Below are 17,226 nucleotides of genomic sequence, written 5' to 3'. Positions count from 1 at the left end.
CCCCGGCTGCGGCCAGGGCATCCCGGTGGGCGGCCCGGGCCGCAGCAAAAGTGACGATCATGGGTATGCAGGCGAGGGCTGTCCACGGCGTCCAGCCGCCCGGTGGCGACCATGCCGGCTGCGGCAGGAAGAACCACAGTGGCCCGTCCGGGCCGACCGCGTACCGGTGGCTGTTGGTCAGCCACGCGGCGAACTGGCCGGCCCCGCTCACCGCGATGACGCCCGCGGCGGCCGTGGCGGCGCGGGCGCGCAGGTGCGCAGGCAGCCTGTCAGCCAGCACCTCCACGGACAGCAGCGGCAGCATCACCAGCGCCGGCAGGATGTACCGGCCCTGCATACCGAACCCGTTCTGGATGAACACCGCCGCGGCGAGCAGCTCGTACAGGACGACGACCACCAGCAGGCCCCCGGCCAGCAGCGCGCGGTCCCGCCGCCGGCCGACCGCGAACGCCGCGAGGAACAGCCCGCCGGCCAGCAGGGCCCACAGCCCGTACAGGGCCGTCGGCAGCGGGACGGACTGCCAGCCGAAGACCCCGACCGTCTGACGCGCCGACTCGGCGGCGGTCTCGGCGGCGAGCACCAGCCCGTGGCCCAGCCGCCCCCACAGGACGGGGGTACGCAGCGACAGCGCCTGCGTCCAGAGCACCGACCCGGCAAGCCCCAGCATGACGGTCGCCGCCGCGGCGGTCGCCGGCCGGCCGCCCTCGCGTAGGCGGTGCCATGCCGTGCGCGGGGAGAGACGGCCGGCCCCGAGGGCGGCCGCGAGCACGATCCACAGCGGTGCCATGGGACGGCTGAGCGCCGTCACGGCCATGGCGATGCCCGCGACCCACCAGGCCCGGGCCGAGGGCTGTTCGGCCCGGGACAGCCGCAGCGCAGCCGCGGCACAGGCCAGTGCGCCGGTGAGCTCGGTACCGCTGGCGCCGGCCTGGGAGCCGAGAAAGACCACCATCGGGGTGACCGCGGCCGCGATCCCGGCCAGCGCCAGGGGACGCCGGCCAGGCCGCCCCTGGCCCCCCAGCAGGAGCCAGGTGGCGGCGGCCAGCAGCGCCGCCGAGACGAGCGCCGAACCGAACCGGGCGAACACGTAGCCGGAGCGGACCGACCAGGCCGCCCGCGTGAGCGCTCCTTCGGAGAGGTACATCAGCGGCGGATACGCGCCCACGATGCTTTCGGCCCGGCCGGGCGGGACGGCGGTGGCCTGGCGCAGGCAGGCCGCGGACACCTCCGGGTCCAGGGCGGTGCAGGGCGGGCTGGTCGTGATCCGCAGCTGGGCTGGCAGCTCGAAGCCGCGATAGGCGTTGCGGACCTGGCGCAGTGAATCCTCGCTGAACACCCCGAAGGAGCGCAGCCTGGCGAGCGGGACGGGCTCGCCGAGTACCTGCCCGCGCCCGGCGGCCACCGCTTTCGCGTAGTGGCTCGGCTCGTCCGGCGCGGTTCCCAGCGGGTTTGTCAGCGCCCACAGGAAGATCCAGCCGGTCAGCGCGGCGAGCAGGAGAGCGGGCGCGCCGGGTTTCCGCAGCCAAGACCACAGTGGTCTTTTCATAGGGGCCGCACATTACCAGGGATACGTTCCGTGAACGGCAAGCGAATTCCTCCCCCGTCCGGCTCCAGGAATGCCAATGACGTGGAGTATCCGTTTGATTTCTTTATGTGAATGTCGATATTGCTGTCGCTGCCGGCCGTCCGGCGCGCGTGCCTAGTCGATGAGCCGGCGGCGCATGGAGCGGACCGCGAGCAGCCACATGATCCACGCGAACACCCCCAGCGCCCCCAGGTGCCCGAGGTCGGTGAGCGGGGCGAACCCGAATGCCGCGTCGCGCACCAGCTCCACGCAGTGGTAGAGCGGGTTGGCCCAGCTCAGTGCCCGCGCCCAGCCCGGTAGCTCGCTCACCGGGAAGAACGTGCCCGCGACAAGGAACAGCGGCGTCAGCACCCCTGAGATGATGTAACTGAAGCTGTCGACGGACGGCACCAGCGCGGACGTCCATATCCCGAACAGGCTGAAGCCGAACCCGGTGAGGAACCCGACGAACGGGATCACGAGCATTCCGGGCGTCGGATCCAGGCCGAACGCGATCGCCACCAGCAGCGGCGCGCAGCCGTAGACCCCCGCCTTGGCCGCGGTCCACAGCGCCTCCCCAAGGACGATCTCGGGTATGTCGACGGGAGCGGCCAGGACGGCTCCGTAGAGCTTCTGGTAGGTCCGCCGGATGAACGTCTGGAACATGCTGGCGAAGGCCGAGGCGAACAGCACCGAGCTCGCCACCACGCCGGTGCCGAGGAACTCCACGTACCGGTAGCCGGCCACCACGGACACCAGCGAGCCGAACCCCCAGCCGAAGGCCAGCAGATAGATCGTCGGCTCCACCACGGCGGAGAAACTGGTGGACAGCCAGTAGCGCCGGAACAGGGTGATGTCGTGCGTGATCACTCCCGCCAGGGCGGCCGGTTCGACCCGCCGCAGCCGGCGCGTCCCGCCCGTCCCGCGCGTCCCGCCCGTCTGGGCCGTTGCGTCCGCCCCTGCCCCGTCTGTAGCCGTTCTGGCCTCGTCCGTGGTACTCATTCGACCCGCTCCCCGGTGAGGGCGACGAACACGTCCTCCAGCGTCGCCGCGCGCCGGATCCCGGCTCCGAGCCGGTCGTCCAGCTCGGTGGGCATGTTCTCGGCGCGCAGCACGGACACGGACGGCCCGGTCCGGCGGGTGGTGAAGCCTGCGGCCTCCGCCCGCGCCGCGATCTCGGCCAGCTTCGGCGGCGGGCCGTAGTACTCCGCCGCGGTCCGCCCGGCATGCGCGTCGATGAGACGGGCGGGCGTGTCCCGTGCGATCACCCGGCCGCGCGACATGATGGCGACGTCCTGGGCGAGCCGCTCCGCCTCCTCGATGTAGTGGGTCGACATCAGTACGGTCACGCCGTCCGCGCCGAGCCCGGCGATCAGGCTCCACAGCTCCTGGCGGACCTGCGGGTCGAGCCCGACGGTGGGCTCGTCGAGCAGGACGAGCCGGGGCCGGTGCACCAGTGCCCTGGCGACCAGCAGCCGCCGCCGCATGCCGCCGGAGAGGTCGTCGGTCACCGTGTCGGCCCGGTCGCTCAACCGCGCCAGCGTGAGGGCCTGCTCGACCGCGGCCCGGCGCCTGCGAGCGGGTACCCGGTACAGCCGGGCGAACACGGCGAGGTTCTGCCGGGCGGTCAGCTCGCCGTCGAGGTTGTCCTCCTGCGGTACCACCCCCATCACCGCTCTGGCCTGCTTCGACGCGCGCGGCACGTCGTACCCGAGGACACTGATCCGGCCGGTGTCGGCGATCGACTGGGCGGTCAGCATCCGCATCGTGGTGGACTTGCCGGCACCGTTGGGCCCGAGCAGGCCCAGGCACACGCCGACGGGGACGTCGAGGTCGAGACCGTCGACCGCGGCCACCTCCCCGTACCTTTTCACCACATTTCGTACTGATATCGCGGATTCGCCTGGCTGATCCCCGGGCCTGGCGGCCGTGGCCAGGGTCTCCGTACGAGGCAGTGGCATACCGTGGACCATAGGTCGGGCGCGCTCGGTTCTCATCTGGTTTTTCGCCGGCGGACGCCGGGCGGCCGGCCGTGGAATGCCCGGCCGGGACGTCGTGTGCTTTCCGGGCACCGCACCCGAGCAGCGACCGTATGCCGCCGCCGTCGCCGTCGGGCTCCAGGTGGCCACACCTGCGGCATCCGGAGCCGAGCGTCCGGCGGAACACGTCGGTGCCGCGCTCAGAAGACCTCCCCACGGCAGCTTCTCACCGCTGGTTCCTGCGCTACATTGATGGCCACCGTCATCCGCTCCGCCGGTACCGGGAGGTCAATGTGCTCAGGCACACCGACAAGTTCGACGCATCACTCTCCGAGATATCGAAATCGCTGCTCGCGCCATTGTCGGAGCAGCCGCGGGACTGGTTGCTCGGGCGGGCTCTCGACGAGCTTGTATCCGATCTGACGGCGCTGGACGCGGCAGCCGAGAACATGGTTTCCGGCGCCCCCCGGCCGGATATCGTGGAGCCGGTCGACTCCGCGGCCCCCACGATTGTCGACGGTTCGTTGCTCGTCTCCGGCCAGCAGGTCATGCAGACCTGGGAGAAGCCGCTGATGAAGGCCATGGCCGACCAGGTTGCCGGCTCCGGCCGCTCGGTCCTGGAGATCGGTTTCGGCCTGGGCATCTCCGCCGGCTACATCCAGGAGTACCGGCCCGCGCGCCACACGATCGTGGAGGCGAATCCGCAGGTGTTCGAGACGGCCGTGGCGTGGAGCCGCGAGCCCGGCCACGAGAACACGGAGATCGTGTTCGGCAGATGGCAGGAAGTCATCGACTCCCTCGGGCGGTTCGACGGTATCTTCTTCGACACCTACCCACTGGACGAGAACGAGTTCGCGTCCCATTTCCTGGGTGGCTCGACCTATGCTGAGCACTTCTTCCCGGCGGCTGCCGGACATCTTACCGAGGGCGGTTCGTTCACCTATTACTCGAACGAGATCGACTCTCTCTCCCGGCGCCACCAGCGGTCCCTCCTGCACTATTTCCGGACCATCCGCATGCGGGTCGTGGACGGGCTGCGGCCACCGCCGGACTGCAGCTACTGGTGGGCCCCGTCCATGGTGGTCGTCACCGCCTCGGAGTCGCGTTACTGAGCATCCGGCAGCTACTGGGCATCCGGAGCCGCTGGGCGCCCGAAGTCGTGCCACCGGACGGCCGCGCCACCATGAGTCGATCATCAGAGGTGGCCCGTGAGCACGCTCCGTATGCCGCGCGCGGTGTGTCGGCTGCGTCCCATGCCTCCCATGACCGGTAGATCATCGCGGGTGCCACGGACAAGATGCTTGTGGGAGCCGCTGCCGGGATACTGACCAAGCTGCCCGCGTGGCCGGGCCGGCTACGCCAACGGGAGACAAGCAGCCGACGGGAGACAAGCCAGATGCCTCGTAACCCGAGGGACTTCTTCGCCCCGCTCGCGGTGGGAGCGCCGGCGCCCCTGCGAGAGCTCCCACGGGCCCCCTCCCGTGTGATCCATTTCTTCGACCCGAGCAACGCGAAGATGGCCTCGAAGGTCCCGGACATCCTGCCCCGCATCGACGTGGTCCTGGGCAACCTCGAGGACGGCGTCCGGGCCGACAGCAAGATCGAAGCCCGTGAGGGGCTGGTGAAGCTCGCCGCGGCGACGGAGTTCGGCGAGACCCAGCTGTGGACGCGGGTGAACAGCCTCGACTCGCCGTGGGGCCTCGACGACCTGCTGACCCTCGTCCCGGCGATCGGCCACAAGCTGGACGTCATCATGGTGCCCAAGGTCGAGGGCCCGGAGGACATCCACTATGTCGACCGGCTGCTCGCCCAGCTCGAGGCGAAGGCGGGGCTGGCCCGCCCGCTGCTCGTCCACGCGATCCTGGAGACCGCGCGCGGCGTCGCCAACGTCGAGGAGATCGGCGCGGCGAGCCCCCGCATGCAGGGCCTGTCGCTCGGGCCCGCGGACCTCGCCGCCGACCGGCGGATGAAGACGACCCGGGTCGGCGGCGGCCACCCCGGATATCTCGTCCGGGCCGACCCGTCCCCGGCCGACCCGGACGCGCCGCGCCCGAGCTACCAGCAGGACCTGTGGCACTACACCCTCGCCCGGATGGTGGACGCCTGCGTGGCGAACGGCATCCTGCCGTACTACGGGCCGTTCGGTGACATCAAGGACGTCGTGGCCTGCGAGGACCAGTTCCGCAACGCCTTCCTGCTCGGCTGCGTCGGCGCGTGGAGCCTGCATCCGGTGCAGATCGACATCGCGAAGCGGGTCTTCAGCCCGGAGCCGGCCGAGGTCGCCTGGGCCCGGCAGGTCATCGAGACGATGGGGGACGGGACCGGAGCGGTGATGGTCGACGGGAAGATGCAGGACGATGCCTCGGTCAAGCAGTGCAGGGTGGTCCTGGACCTGGCCCGGACCCTTGCCGCGCGCGACCCACGGCTGGCCGAGGCATACGGCTTCGCCGGCACCGCCGCGGCCGACGCCACCGGGCAGGTGGCGGCCCGATGAGCGGCGTGAACGGCGACCTGACGGCTGGCTCGGCAGACTCGGCGGCCTACCGTCCGCGCCGGTCGGTCCTGTACATGCCGGCCGCGAACGAGCGGGCGCTGGAGAAGGCCAGGGGAATCCCCGCGGACGCGCTCATCCTCGACCTTGAGGACGCTGTCGCCCCGGACGCCAAGGACGCCGCCCGGGAGCGGGCCGGCGCGAAGGTCGCGGACGGGGCCTATGGCGGGCGCGAGGTGACCATCCGGGTCAACGCGCTGGACACCCGCTGGCACGCCGACGACCTGCGCGCGGCGGCCCAGGCCGGCCCGGACGCGGTGGTCGTGCCGAAGGTCGGCTCCGCGCGGGACGTGCACGCGGTCGAGAAGGGCCTGGAGGCCGCCGGCGCGCCGGATCACACCCGGATCTGGGCGATGGTCGAGACCCCGGTCGCGATGCTGCGCATCGAGGAGATCGCGCGCTCCTCGCAGCGCCTCGCCGTCTTCGTCATGGGCACGAACGACCTGGCCAACGAGCTGCACGCCGAGCACGTGCCGGGCCGGGCGCCGCTGCTGACCGGGCTCGGGCTGTGCCTGCTCGCCGCCCGGGCCGCCGGTATCGCCATCCTGGACGGGGTGTTCAACAACATCCGTGACCTCGACGGCTTCGAGGCGGAGTGCGTCCAGGGCCGGCAGCTGGGCTTCGACGGCAAGACACTGATCCATCCCGGCCAGGTCGAGCCCTGCAACCGGGTGTTCGCGCCCACCGAGGCCCAGGTCGAGGAGTCCAGGACCATCCTCGCGGCCTGGGAGGAGGCGTTGGCCTCCGGCCGCGGCGTCGCCACGGTGAACGGCCGGATGATCGAGAACCTGCACGTCCGCAACGCGCAGCGCGTCCTCGCCGTCAGCGACGCGGTCACCGCCCTCGAACGCGGAACCGCCCCTCCAGCACCGCGGTAGCGGACACGTCCATGAATTGACGGTACCGCGTATTGGGTAACCGGAAGGGGCGGCGGCGTGGGCTCGGTGGGCGTGAATCGGGGGAACCTGGTTGATAGCACTCCGGCCCGCGGGTTTAAGATACGGCCGTGGCGCACATCGTTCAGGGCTTCCAGTATCGGCCGGTCCGCAACACCGCTGGCGACACGATCCATCCGGTCGGCCTCGTGCTGCACGTCGCACAGGGCAACGGCTCCCAGTTCGGCTGGTTCAACGATCCGCAATCGCAGGCATCGTCGAACTTATGGGTGGGCAAGGCCGGGCAGCGTGAGCAGTACGTGCCCTCGGACGTCCGGGCGTGGGCGCAGGCGGCGGGAAACAGCACATACGACTCGATCGAGACCGAGGGTTTCGACACCGAGGCGCTGACCCCGGAGCAGATCGAGAGCGTGGCCGTGGCTTACGCCGACGGTGTGCGTGCTTTTGGCTGGGCGCTGGCCGTGACGGACACGCCCGGCCAGTCCGGATTGATTACTCATAGCGCAGGAAGGGCGGCCTGGGGCAATCATCCGGGTTGCCCGGGTGGTATCCGCACCGGCCAGCGTCATCAGATCATTGCGAGGGCCGCGCAGATCGCGGGAGGCCCGACGTCGCCTGTGCAGCCCAAAGTGGTGGCTCTGCAGCATGCGGTGCACGTGGTCGCGGACGGGACCTGGGGCCCGGTCACCGACGCGGCGCTCGCCGAGGTCCGGGCCAACCGGCATACCAGGGCCCAGCAGGCCGCGGTCGGTGCGGCCGTCGACGGCGCCTGGGGCCCCCTGTCGCAGGCGGCATATGTCGTGACGGTACGGACGATCCAGTCCATCCTCGGAGTGGGGGTGGACGGGGTCTGGGGGCCGGTCACCGACCAGGCTTTCGTTGCCGTCCGCAACGATCATTTCACCGGCTGATCCCATTCGGCTACGAGAGCGTCCCAGGTACGGTAACGAGCCACCGGATAAGCGGTGGACACGACCCCGTTGGGGTCGACAACGGCCACCGGATATCCAAGCTGTGCCCGGTACCCGCGTTCGCTGACGACAATGCGGCCGCCGAGGCGGGCCGCGCCGACGACGATCGGCCGCGACGTCCACCTCGGGGTGGCCGCCGCGGCAAGTTCGTGTGCCGACAGCCATGCGTACAACCCGCAGACACAGTCCTCGCCCGGCATCCGCGGATGCGGTGTCAAGGGCGACTGAGACATCTGGCCGCCGAGGTCGTCCCGCGCACCGCGCAGGCAGAACGCCTTGGTGAGGCCGTCGGGGCGCCACAACAACAGGCCGGCCGGGAACGGTGACCACGGCGTCCATGCCGGGCGTAACCGGCCAGCGCCGTCCACCGCCCACTGGCGCCAGCCGATGACGCTCACCTGCCTGCCGGCACGGGTTCGGTTTCGACCGGTTCAGCCGGTTCGGCCGGTTCGGGCAGGGCCAGCGGCTCCTGCTCCGGCCAGGAGATCGGTTCGTCCTCGACGATCCGCAGCGGCTCACCTACATTTGACATACATCAACGTTCCCTCGCCCCGCCGCGCCGGTCAATATCCCTGCCGTCATCCCGGCCGTCCGCGCCGGTCTCAACGCAGGCGCAGGATCTGTAGGCCGTGGTCGGCCAGGAGGGCTGGCAGGTGACGGATGGTCGCGATGGCCCTGGCGCGCTGGTCGTCCGGGAGATCCGGCCAGTCGACGAGCAGGTTGTGCTGTCTGCGGCCGTCGTCGCGGCCCGGGGCGAACGTCCAGCCCTGGCCGCGCCGTTGCGCGCACCGGCGGCTCCAGCACAGCCGGTTGCCTGAGGACCCGCACCACGCCCGCCGCCGGGTTCAGCCGCCGGGGCCCGGCGTCCAGCCGTGCGGGCGTCCAGGCGCTCGCCGACCGTACGCGAAGGACGACAAATAGATGACAAGCTGGACTTGGACGAAGTATCGCCGAATATATCTACAGTCCGGTAGCCTTCAGGCGCCACACTTGTCGCACGGTATGACGACGTAACAGCGCGGGCCTCGTTCAACGGTTTGTGAGCCGCCTGTAGCCGTTGGGATCCCGTCGGCTCCGCGACACAACAAAAACGGGGGAGCAATGGATAAGCCGGACATGCTTGCGCAATCAGCCGACGCGGCTCGCGCGCTGTCAGCCGGTCGCGGTGGGAAAGCACGCGTCCGCCTGACCGGGCTGGATGCGGACGTTTTTCGCCATCCGCTCGACCGGCAGGCCGCCCAGAGCCTCAAGCGCGTGCCGGGGTTCGACAAGGCGGTCGCGAAGTTCATCGAGTGGGGCTGGGAGCGTAAGGAGTACATCGAGCTCACCGCGTCGGGGGTGCGGGTCGGGCCCCGCCAGCTGCCCCGCGTCCACGGCCTGCTCCGCGAGACCTGCGCGGTCCTCGACATTCCGGAACCCGAACTCTACGTCCGCAAGGGGCCTACGAACGCCTACACGTCGGGGCACAACAATCCCTACATCGTGCTGTTCACCGAACTGGTCGACACCATGTCCGAGGACGAGCTCCTCGCCGTCATCGCCCACGAGGCCGGGCACATCAAGTGCGGGCACGTCCTCCACAAGACGATGGCGCGGGTTTTCACCGGCGCGGCGACTGCGGGGCTGCGACGCACGAACCCGATGACGGCCATCGTCGGGGTAGGTGTCCGCGCGGCGCTCAAGAGCTACGACCGGGCTTCCGAGTTCACCGCCGACCGCGCCGCGATGCTGACCACCCAGGACCTGCACGCCTGTGTCGGGATGATGATGAAGATCGCCGGTGGTGTCCAGACCGACCAGATGGACACCACCGCCTTCCTCGAGCAGGCGCGTCACCTCGATGACCTTGCCAGCGCGAGCAACATTTCCCGTTTCCACCGTTTCCAGCTCCGTATTGGCGGTGATCACCCGCTCCTGGTTGAGCGCGCCCGCCGCTTCGATGAGTGGATCATGAGTGGCCAGCCCGGTGTTGTCCTCGCGCGGTACGGCACCACGGCCGTCCCTACTCAGCCGACGGACGGCGTGAACAGCCTAGACCGCTACCAGCGGTAGTTTGTTGGACCGCCAGCATCATCCGTGATGGTCCCGTATCTGTCAGGACCGTGCCCCGGTGGGGCCCGACACCTTGGTCCGGCCGGCGGCATTTCGTCTGGAGCGGATCGGCTTCTCAGAACAGATCGACGTAGTCGGTGAGGATGTCGCCGAAGACGCCGGCGTCGCCGTTACGGTTCCAGAAGGCGGTGGCGGCCTGTACCGCCGTCGCGCCGGCGCACAGGAAGTCGGCGATGTCGCGGCCGCGGGACACCCCGCCCGCGCCGATCAGCTCGACCGTCTCCGGCAGCAGCCGCCGCAGCTGGCGTACCTGGCCGAGCGCCACGGGCCGCAGCGCGGCACCCGCGAGCCCGGCCAGTTCGACGTCGATCACCGGCCGGTTCGCCTCGTCCAGGACGAAGGCGTTCGGGAAGGTGTTGACCGCGCAGACGAACCGCGGGCCTTGCGGTGTGCCGGACAGCCTCGCCACCAGGCCGGCCAGTGCGGCCAGCCCGGCCGGGTCCGAGAACGGGGAGATCTTTATGCCGAAGGGCGGTGGTTGTCGATCCGCACTGTCGCCGGCGGCGGTGGAGGTGGCCGCGGCCGTGGTGAGCGCCTGGCTCACCTGGGCGCAGATCGCCTCGGTCCGGTCGTTGTCGAAACACGCGATGCGTTTCTGCCGGCCGTCGTCCCAGACGTTCGGGCAGGCCAGGTTGAGCTCGATGATGTCGACGCCGGCGAGCGCCACGTCATGGGCGACGACGGCGTACTCGGCCTCGCTGAATCCGGCGATGCTCACGACGAGTGGTTTACCGGCGGCATGCGCCATCGAGATCATGGCGGGCAGGTGCTCACGGTAGTACGCAAGCCCCGGATTGGGCAGGCCGAGCGCGTTGAGCGAGAAGAAATCCCCGGGGTAGTAGACGTTGCCGCCGTTCCCGGTGCGCGGCCGCAGGGTGATGGAGCCGACGACGACGGCGGACACGGCGCTGCGGGCGAGCACGCTCACCTCGTCCAGGCTCTTGCACGTGCCCGCGGCGTTCATCAGCGGATGCTCAAGTTCGACTCCGCACAGCGCTGCCACGGCCACCCTTCCCGAGATCCGTGTTTCCGGTGTGGTTCGCCTTCTCCAGGAGACAGTATCGAATTCCTGTTCCTGGCCGCGGCGCGTGGGTCAGGGGCGTTATGGCCGGATGTATCCACCGTGTCGTGTGCCGGGCGTTTCCGCCGGGCCGGCGCTGCGTGCGGGGCGTCTCCGGGGCGTCTCCGGGCCGGATCGCCCGTCAACCGTTCCGCACGTTCTGTCCTCGTCCTGTTTCTGTTCGTGGCCGGTATTCGGCACCGGCCCACGTTTGGCCTCCCTGACGGCTGCCGAAGAAGACAGGGTCGGCCGCATCGCGCTGCGGCGGCCCGGCACCGGCCAGCGTCATCGGTGCTCATCGGCGTCACCGGTGCTCATCGGCATCCACCGGCGCCACCGGTCGTGGCGTCCGGCGGCGGAGGCCGACACCAGGAAAGTGCTACCGGGAAAATATACGACCGACGCAGGAAGAAGGCTGACGATGGCGACTGGTGGAACAGGATTCAGTGACGTCGTCCACGACCTGATCTCGGTGCAGTATCACGCCCTCAAGGGGAGCCGTGAATACGAACAGTTCATCCGTGATGCGGATGCGGAGGGACAGCCGGAGATAGCCAGCTTCTTCCGGGCCGTCCTGGAACAGGATGCCGAGCGCGCGGTCGCGTGCCATCGTTATCTGTCCCGGCTGTCCGGCCACGCGCCGGCCGGCTCGATCGTCCGCTGAGGGGCTCCACTGAGGGGCTGAGAGATCGCCTGAGGGGCTGAGAGATCGTCGGGAGCGTGCGGGGCCGTTCCGCGCGGTAGGCCGCGTTCGTCCGGAGCCCCGGGCCAGCGGCCGGAGCCGACCCGCGGGCGCCGACCTGGCGGGAGCTCCGGCCCGGCGCCCGAGACCCATGCGGGCGCCGAGGCCCGAGGCCCGAGAGTCGAAGGGAGGCATCGGCGGGATCCTTAGAAGCGCTGGGATCAGCGCTGGGATCAGAAGCGCACGGTCTCGACGTCCGCGCCGCCGTGCAGGGCCCGCCACAGATCACCGAACGAGTCGTACTGTTCCCGCTTGGGGCGGGCGGCAAGTCTCTCGACGAGCTGTTCCGGAGCGTTACGGACACGCAGCGTGTAGGCGAGCTGGGCGGCTCGGGCGGGGAAGTCGTGGCGGTCGAACCACCGGGCGAGCTCGGAGCGGGCCTCGACCGCCGCGGCGGTGTCCGTGCTGGTGGCGGCCTTGTTCTCCGGCCGTTCCGGGATCACCGCCACCTGGGGCTGATCCTCGCCGGGAGGTTCCGCGGAGCGCCATTCCTCGGTGCGCGTGTCCCGTCGCGCCCGCACGATCCCGTACACCTCATGGGCGAGGTTGTCGTCCTTGGCGGGGCCGTGCTTGGTGCTGCCGCGCTGCATCGACATCTTCGTGCTCCTGTTGTTGATCGTGTTTCTCGGGCGCTTCCCGCGTTACGGCCGCCCCGGTCCGTGCCGGGAGGCGGGCCACTGCTCCGGCGGGAGGATGCCGGGGCCGGGCGGTGGGAGGTCAGGACCGGGACCGGGACCGGGCAGATCGGGCCCAGGGTCCGGACCGGGCAGATCGGGCCCAGGGTCCGGACCGGGCAGATCGGGCCCAGGGTCTGGCGGGGCGGGCCCTGGGCCGGGCTGCGGGACGTCCGGGCCGGGCGTCGGTGTCGGGCCGGGCGTCGGTGTCGGGCCGGGAGACGGTGTCGGGCCGGGAGACGGTGGCAGGTCGGTGGCCGCGGGCCCGGGCCGGGCGCTGGGCTGGCCGGATGCCGGCCGGGAAGAGGCCGGCCGTGCGGAGGACGGGCCGCCGCGCGCGACAACTAAGATCATGATACGCCCTCCGTGGAACGAAACGGTCGATGATCGGGATACGGCGGGGCGGCCGCGGCTGGTCGCCATGCCGGCCGACTCCTGCCACCTTCCACGGACATGGCATCTCGAACCGTCCATGGCATCCCGAACCGTCCAGGTACCTGGAGAGGGGCCCGGGGCGCCGGGAACCGGGCCGGTCGCGGGCCGCCCGGGCCCCGGTCGTTCCCGGAGCGGCCCAGCGGATCCCCGCCGCGGGGATCACGGTCGCCCGGTCTCCGGTTCCGTCCGAAAGAGCGGCTGTGCGGGTGTGCCGGGCACGCTGGACGGGGAAGTGGAGAAGACGACGAGGAAGTGGAGAAGACAGGGAAGCGGAGAGGAAGCGGAGGAACGGCATGCCCCACGCGGGCCCGCGAACCGGGATCACGGGCCTGTGGCCTGGGAAGGCGTGCGGTCCGGGAGGTGAGCCTCGATGGCGAACGTACTCAGCGTGACCAGTGTGCCGCCGGTGACGGTACGGCGGTACAGGACGATCGGGGAAGCGGCCCATGAGATGGACATCCACGGCGTGGGTGCTCTTCTCGTCATGGACGATCGTGACCACTTGGTCGGTATTGTCACCGATCGTGACATTGTGTTGCGGGGGGTTGCTCGTGGCGTCCCGATGGAGGCATCCATTGACCGTCTGATGACGACGGAGGTCTTCACCCTGCCCGCTGACGTGGAGATCGACCGCGCGTACGAGGTATTTCGCGATCACGCGCTGCGGCGGCTGCCCGTCCTCGACGGCGGCCGGGTCGTGGGGGTCCTCTCCATCGACGATCTCCTCATCCGTGACGCGCGGCGGATCGAGGACGTGGTACGCCCCCTCGCCCGGGAGGTCATCGCCCGGCACCGCAGGACGCCGGTGGGCGCGGGCGGGGCCGTCCGTGCCGGTGACGGCGCCGCCCATGCCGACAACGGCGGCGCCTACGCCGGGACCGGCGCCGGGAGGGGCGGCACCTACGCCGACAGCGGGGTGATCGCGTCCCGCCGGCTGGTGCGGGCCCACCCCGGTGACACCCTGGTCATCCACGGGCGGACGCTGGGCCGGCCGGAACGGTCCGGCGAGATCCTGGAGGTGCGTTCCCCCTCGGGCGACCCGCCATTCCTGGTCAGCTGGTCCGACTCCGACCATGTCAGTTTCACCTATCCGGGCCCGGACGCGGAGGTGCGTCCGCGTGCCGAGGCGGCGACGGCGGCCACCGGCGAGCGGGCCGGCAACGGGCAACGGTAGCTGACTGGTAGCGGACAGTGGCCAGTAGTGGACGATGGCAGCCGGTAGGCGGCTGGGAGCCAGTGGCGACCGGTAGGTGGCCGGCTGCCGCTACCGGATGCCATCCGTGACGTCCCGGTACGGTCGCTCTGAGACGGAGGTGGCGGGTGGACCCTCTGTTCGCCGACCGGCCGGCGGCGGGCCGCGCCCTGGCCGGGCAGCTGGCCGCGTACGCCGGCCGTGACGATGTCGTCGTCCTGGCGCTGCCACGAGGCGGTGTGCCGGTCGCCTTCGAGGTGGCGCAACGGCTGGGTGCGGGGCTGGACGTCTTTCCGGTGCGCAAGCTCGGGGCGCCCGGGCACGCCGAGCTTGCGATGGGCGCGCTGGCCGGCGGCGGGACACTCGTCCGCAACGATCAGGTGATCCACAGCCTGGGCATCGGGGAGAAGGCGGTCACCGATGCCGTGGCCGCCGAGCGCCGTGAGCTTGCCCGCCGGGAGGATGCCTACCGTATCGGCCGGGACGCGCTCGACGTCACCGGCCGCGTGGTCCTGCTGATCGACGATGGGATGGCCACCGGTGCCACGATGTACGCCGCCGTCGAGGCCGTCCGCCGACGTGGGCCGGCGCAGGTGGTGGCGGCTGTTCCCGTGGCCTCGGAGCGGGCGTGCCGGCAGCTGAGGCTCGTCGCCGACGGTGTGCTCTGCCTGCGCACTCCGTCGACATTCTTCTCCGTCGGTCAGTACTATGCGGATTTCTCCCAGACGACCGATGACGAGGTCCGTGAGCTTCTGCGCCGTTCCGTGACCGCGAGATGACAGCCGGGTGGTCTCCCATGGGCCACCAGCCAGTGATCGTCATTCGCGGGGCGCGGGTGTCTCATGCTGCCGCGGCCGGGGTGCTGGCCGGCTCGGATGCCGCTGGGGCCGGCGCGGTCGCGGGAGCGCTGCCGACCGGTGCGGGTGCCGGGGCGGACGGCGGACCGGACGTGGGTGCTGGCGCTGGATCAAGCGTGGGCGTGGGTGGGGCGGTCTGTGCTGGCGGATTGTTCAGACGTTGTGCAATGCTTGTGAGCCTGCTGCGTGCTTCGTCGCTGACCTCGACGGATGAGGCGTCAGCAAGCCGGCCGAGGAAGGGCGTGAGCATTCCGGGGCCGGTGACGGTGCGGGGGATCAGCGCGTCCAGCGCGGCGGTGGTAGGCGCGTCGACCTGGCCCAGCTGGCTGTAGCGCGCCAGCCGGTCGCGCAGGGACGCCGGGCTGGTGTGCCAGCCGGCGAAGTCCGCGGCGTTCAGGCCGGTGACGTCGAAGGCGGTGGCGGGTTGCGCCGCGCAGCCGGTGTTCGCGGGCTCGGGGGCGAGACGGGCGGTGAGCGCGCCGGCCGCGCCCGCCTCGCCGATGTCGTGCCCGCTGAAGCGGGCGAGCCGCCACCGTGCCGGCGTGCCGCCACGGGCGTCCGCGATCACTGTGCTGCGGGCGCTGGTGATCAGGTGTCCGTGGCTGTCGAACAGCGTCGCGTTGATCGGGATGCTGACCGGTGCCCCGCCGGCCGGGGCACCGGCCGTGCTCAGGACGCCGGTGATGTCGAGGGCGTCATAGCCGGTGACGGCCGGGTCGAGGTCGGCGGGCGCCGCGGCCAGCGAGCCCGCCACAATGGTGATCGTTGGGCAGCTCGCGGACGGTGCCGGGGCGGGCGTCGCGTCCGCTTCGGGCCGTGGGGTGACCGTGATCGCGGCGGGCGTGCCCGCCGGCGCGGGCACCGCGGGCGGTATGGATGCCGTGAGCGCCGGGGGCGGTATGGGTGCCGCGGGTGCCGCGGCTGCTGGGGGCGGTGCCGGGGCCGCGGGTGTGCTGCCGCCGGGACGCGCCTGGGACGGCGCCGGGGCGGGCAGGGGAACTGCCCCGCCGCTGGCGTAACCGGTCATCCAGGCGAGCACGGCACGGGCGTAGTCACCGGACGGGTTGTAGGCGAGGATCGCTGCCCGTAACTGCGCGGGGTCGCTCAGATCGCGGTTGTAGGCGCAGAGGTAGCCGGCGGCGGCGAGGGCGGCGTCGTCGATGTTGTTCGGGTCGCGCTGGCCGTCGCCGTTGCCGTCGCTGCCGGATCTCGTCCAGGAGGACGGGATGAACTGCATCGGCCCGATGGCCCGGTCGAAGACCGTGTCACCGTCCCATCTGCCGTTGTCGGTGTCGGTGACACGCGCGCGTCCGCCCGCGCCGTCCAGGGGGAGCCCGATGATCGACGGGGTGACGGTACCGGCGGGGCTGATGGCGCGGCCGGCGCCGTGCCCCGATTCCACCCTGCCGATTCCGGCCAGCAGGGGCCAGGTCAGGTGGCAGCTGGGCCGTCCGGCCGCCATTCGTTCGGTCGCTCTGCGGTAGGCGGCCAGTACTCGTTCCGGTATGCCTTTGTCACCAGCGGTGAGTGTGACGGCCCCGCCCGCCCCGGCGGCCACGGCCGTGGCCAGGCTCTGCGTGCCCGGCGCGGTGCCACCGCCCGCCCCGCCGGAGCCGCCGGAGCCGCCGCCCGGGCCGGCGAGCGGTGGCATCGGGAAGGCACCACCGTCGGCCGGCGGCCTGAGTGGTCCGGGCGGCGGCCCGCTGGGGGCGTCTGATTGTGAAATGATTGTGGAACCGTTGGCGAGAAAGAGAAGCGCGGTGGCGACGGCCGGCATCATGAATACCCGCACCCGGCGTGGGCGTGGGCGTGGGCGTGGGCGTGGGGCGGACGGTACTCGCGGGCAGGCCTCGTCGGATGTGGGTACGTCCCGGTGCCGGTGCCGGTGCGCGCCAGCGTGCCTGGGGCCGCGCCGATGCTTGCTCACGGTAGGCGTCCACCTCGTCGAGCTGCGTGGGTGCCGAACGGCATGGGTATCGAACGGCATGGGTATCGAACGGCATGGGTGTCGAACGGTCTTGGTCGGGTAGGCCGCGGTGCGCTTCACTGCTGGAACTCCGGCGCACCGCCGAGGTGTCCACCGTCGTTATACGCCATGCCCTCGGGCCGGGAAGTGGCTGTTGGGCAGCCAATGTCGACCGCACATTCGGGTGTAGGGCCGTGGCTGTAGGTTGTGAATCGATGGGTTCGCGA

17 protein-coding genes are annotated in these 17,226 nt (G+C 71.0%); 9 read left to right on the top strand and 8 right to left on the bottom strand.

What is annotated here, in order from left to right; translation table 11 throughout:
* From AC5LSR_RS03420 to AC5LSR_RS03410, 3 genes are all read right to left on the bottom strand, one after another.
* Positions 1-1,546 (bottom strand): DUF2142 domain-containing protein (locus tag AC5LSR_RS03420; protein WP_493468130.1); only part of this gene is annotated, 1,546 nt, incomplete at its 3' end.
* Between the two features lie 153 nt (positions 1,547-1,699).
* Positions 1,700-2,566 carry an ABC transporter permease gene (locus AC5LSR_RS03415; protein ID WP_250289775.1) on the bottom strand — a complete coding sequence of 289 codons (867 nt, stop codon included), beginning with the start codon at positions 2,564-2,566 and terminating at the stop codon, positions 1,700-1,702.
* The gene (locus tag AC5LSR_RS03410) at positions 2,563-3,438 is read right to left on the bottom strand and encodes an ABC transporter ATP-binding protein (protein WP_250280924.1); all 876 of its coding nucleotides are present in this window, start codon (positions 3,436-3,438) and stop codon (positions 2,563-2,565) included. Before AC5LSR_RS03410 ends, AC5LSR_RS03415 begins: the two co-directional genes overlap by 4 nt.
* Positions 3,439-3,836: 398 nt before the next feature.
* On the opposite strand from AC5LSR_RS03410, the gene AC5LSR_RS03405 reads away from it, so the two are divergent.
* The 4 genes from AC5LSR_RS03405 to AC5LSR_RS03390 all read left to right on the top strand — a co-directional run bounded on the left by AC5LSR_RS03405 (position 3,837) and on the right by AC5LSR_RS03390 (position 7,901).
* Entirely contained in the window at positions 3,837-4,655 is an 819-nt protein-coding gene (locus AC5LSR_RS03405; RefSeq protein WP_250280926.1) for a class I SAM-dependent methyltransferase, read from the top strand.
* A 284-nt stretch (positions 4,656-4,939) separates the two neighbouring features.
* Entirely contained in the window at positions 4,940-6,037 is a 1,098-nt protein-coding gene (locus tag AC5LSR_RS03400; RefSeq protein WP_250280928.1) for an HpcH/HpaI aldolase/citrate lyase family protein, read from the top strand.
* The gene (locus AC5LSR_RS03395) at positions 6,034-6,972 is read left to right on the top strand and encodes an HpcH/HpaI aldolase/citrate lyase family protein (RefSeq protein WP_250289784.1); all 939 of its coding nucleotides are present in this window, start codon (positions 6,034-6,036) and stop codon (positions 6,970-6,972) included. Before AC5LSR_RS03400 ends, AC5LSR_RS03395 begins: the two co-directional genes overlap by 4 nt.
* A gap of 128 nt (positions 6,973-7,100) precedes the next feature.
* Complete coding sequence (locus tag AC5LSR_RS03390) at positions 7,101-7,901, top strand: N-acetylmuramoyl-L-alanine amidase (protein WP_250280933.1); 801 nt, start codon at positions 7,101-7,103, stop codon at positions 7,899-7,901.
* Here AC5LSR_RS03390 and AC5LSR_RS03385 read toward each other — a convergent pair.
* Complete coding sequence (locus tag AC5LSR_RS03385; protein ID WP_250280935.1) at positions 7,886-8,359, bottom strand: hypothetical protein; 474 nt, start codon at positions 8,357-8,359, stop codon at positions 7,886-7,888. The two genes, AC5LSR_RS03390 and AC5LSR_RS03385, sit on opposite strands and share 16 nt — an antisense overlap.
* Positions 8,356-8,493 (bottom strand): hypothetical protein, encoded by a 138-nt coding sequence (locus tag AC5LSR_RS03380; protein WP_250280937.1) that lies wholly within the window; start codon positions 8,491-8,493, stop codon positions 8,356-8,358. Before AC5LSR_RS03380 ends, AC5LSR_RS03385 begins: the two co-directional genes overlap by 4 nt.
* Before the next feature lie 121 nt (positions 8,494-8,614).
* Here AC5LSR_RS03380 and AC5LSR_RS03375 point away from each other — a divergent pair, with 121 nt between their 5' ends.
* Positions 8,615-8,779 carry a hypothetical protein gene (locus AC5LSR_RS03375; protein WP_250289787.1) on the top strand — a complete coding sequence of 55 codons (165 nt, stop codon included), beginning with the start codon at positions 8,615-8,617 and terminating at the stop codon, positions 8,777-8,779.
* A 298-nt stretch (positions 8,780-9,077) separates the two neighbouring features.
* Entirely contained in the window at positions 9,078-10,013 is a 936-nt protein-coding gene (locus tag AC5LSR_RS03370) for a M48 family metallopeptidase (RefSeq protein ID WP_250280939.1), read from the top strand.
* A gap of 115 nt (positions 10,014-10,128) precedes the next feature.
* Here the strand turns inward: AC5LSR_RS03370 and AC5LSR_RS03365 are convergent, their stop codons facing one another.
* On the bottom strand, positions 10,129-11,076 hold the full coding sequence (locus AC5LSR_RS03365; RefSeq protein WP_250280940.1) for a beta/alpha barrel domain-containing protein: 948 nt from the start codon (positions 11,074-11,076) through the stop codon (positions 10,129-10,131).
* 478 nt (positions 11,077-11,554) lie between these two features.
* Here AC5LSR_RS03365 and AC5LSR_RS03360 point away from each other — a divergent pair, with 478 nt between their 5' ends.
* Positions 11,555-11,797, top strand: coding sequence for an acyl carrier protein (locus AC5LSR_RS03360; RefSeq protein WP_250280942.1), 243 nt, complete (start codon positions 11,555-11,557; stop codon positions 11,795-11,797).
* 251 nt (positions 11,798-12,048) lie between these two features.
* On the opposite strand, the gene AC5LSR_RS03355 is transcribed toward AC5LSR_RS03360, so the two are convergent.
* The gene (locus AC5LSR_RS03355) at positions 12,049-12,471 is read right to left on the bottom strand and encodes a DUF2795 domain-containing protein (RefSeq protein WP_250280944.1); all 423 of its coding nucleotides are present in this window, start codon (positions 12,469-12,471) and stop codon (positions 12,049-12,051) included.
* Positions 12,472-13,354: 883 nt separating this feature from the next.
* Here AC5LSR_RS03355 and AC5LSR_RS03350 point away from each other — a divergent pair.
* The gene (locus AC5LSR_RS03350; RefSeq protein ID WP_250280946.1) at positions 13,355-14,158 is read left to right on the top strand and encodes a DUF1918 domain-containing protein; all 804 of its coding nucleotides are present in this window, start codon (positions 13,355-13,357) and stop codon (positions 14,156-14,158) included.
* A gap of 146 nt (positions 14,159-14,304) precedes the next feature.
* The gene (locus AC5LSR_RS03345; RefSeq protein ID WP_250280948.1) at positions 14,305-14,955 is read left to right on the top strand and encodes a phosphoribosyltransferase; all 651 of its coding nucleotides are present in this window, start codon (positions 14,305-14,307) and stop codon (positions 14,953-14,955) included.
* 61 nt (positions 14,956-15,016) lie between these two features.
* Here the strand turns inward: AC5LSR_RS03345 and AC5LSR_RS03340 are convergent, their stop codons facing one another.
* Positions 15,017-16,684 (bottom strand): lytic transglycosylase domain-containing protein, encoded by a 1,668-nt coding sequence (locus AC5LSR_RS03340; protein ID WP_250280951.1) that lies wholly within the window; start codon positions 16,682-16,684, stop codon positions 15,017-15,019.
* Positions 16,685-17,226: the final 542 nt, after the last annotated feature.

Source organism: Protofrankia sp. CiP1_Cm_nod4 (assembly GCF_982290645.1).
The sequence above is the reverse complement of the archived record's forward strand: the minus strand, read 5'-3'. Positions and strand labels throughout refer to the sequence as shown.

What these genes read in the sequence shown, in the direction of transcription:
- AC5LSR_RS03395 (WP_250289784.1), top strand. Translation starts at nt 6,034, where the DNA reads ATGAGCGGCGTGAACGGCGACCTGACGGCTGGCTCGGCAGACTCGGCG.
- AC5LSR_RS03415 (WP_250289775.1), bottom strand. Translation starts at nt 2,566, where the DNA reads ATGAGTACCACGGACGAGGCCAGAACGGCTACAGACGGGGCAGGGGCG.
- AC5LSR_RS03350 (WP_250280946.1), top strand. Translation starts at nt 13,355, where the DNA reads ATGGCGAACGTACTCAGCGTGACCAGTGTGCCGCCGGTGACGGTACGG.
- AC5LSR_RS03400 (WP_250280928.1), top strand. Translation starts at nt 4,940, where the DNA reads ATGCCTCGTAACCCGAGGGACTTCTTCGCCCCGCTCGCGGTGGGAGCG.
- AC5LSR_RS03370 (WP_250280939.1), top strand. Translation starts at nt 9,078, where the DNA reads ATGCTTGCGCAATCAGCCGACGCGGCTCGCGCGCTGTCAGCCGGTCGC.
- AC5LSR_RS03360 (WP_250280942.1), top strand. Translation starts at nt 11,555, where the DNA reads ATGGCGACTGGTGGAACAGGATTCAGTGACGTCGTCCACGACCTGATC.
- AC5LSR_RS03340 (WP_250280951.1), bottom strand. Translation starts at nt 16,684, where the DNA reads ATGCCACCGCTCGCCGGCCCGGGCGGCGGCTCCGGCGGCTCCGGCGGG.
- AC5LSR_RS03355 (WP_250280944.1), bottom strand. Translation starts at nt 12,471, where the DNA reads ATGTCGATGCAGCGCGGCAGCACCAAGCACGGCCCCGCCAAGGACGAC.
- AC5LSR_RS03380 (WP_250280937.1), bottom strand. Translation starts at nt 8,493, where the DNA reads ATGTCAAATGTAGGTGAGCCGCTGCGGATCGTCGAGGACGAACCGATC.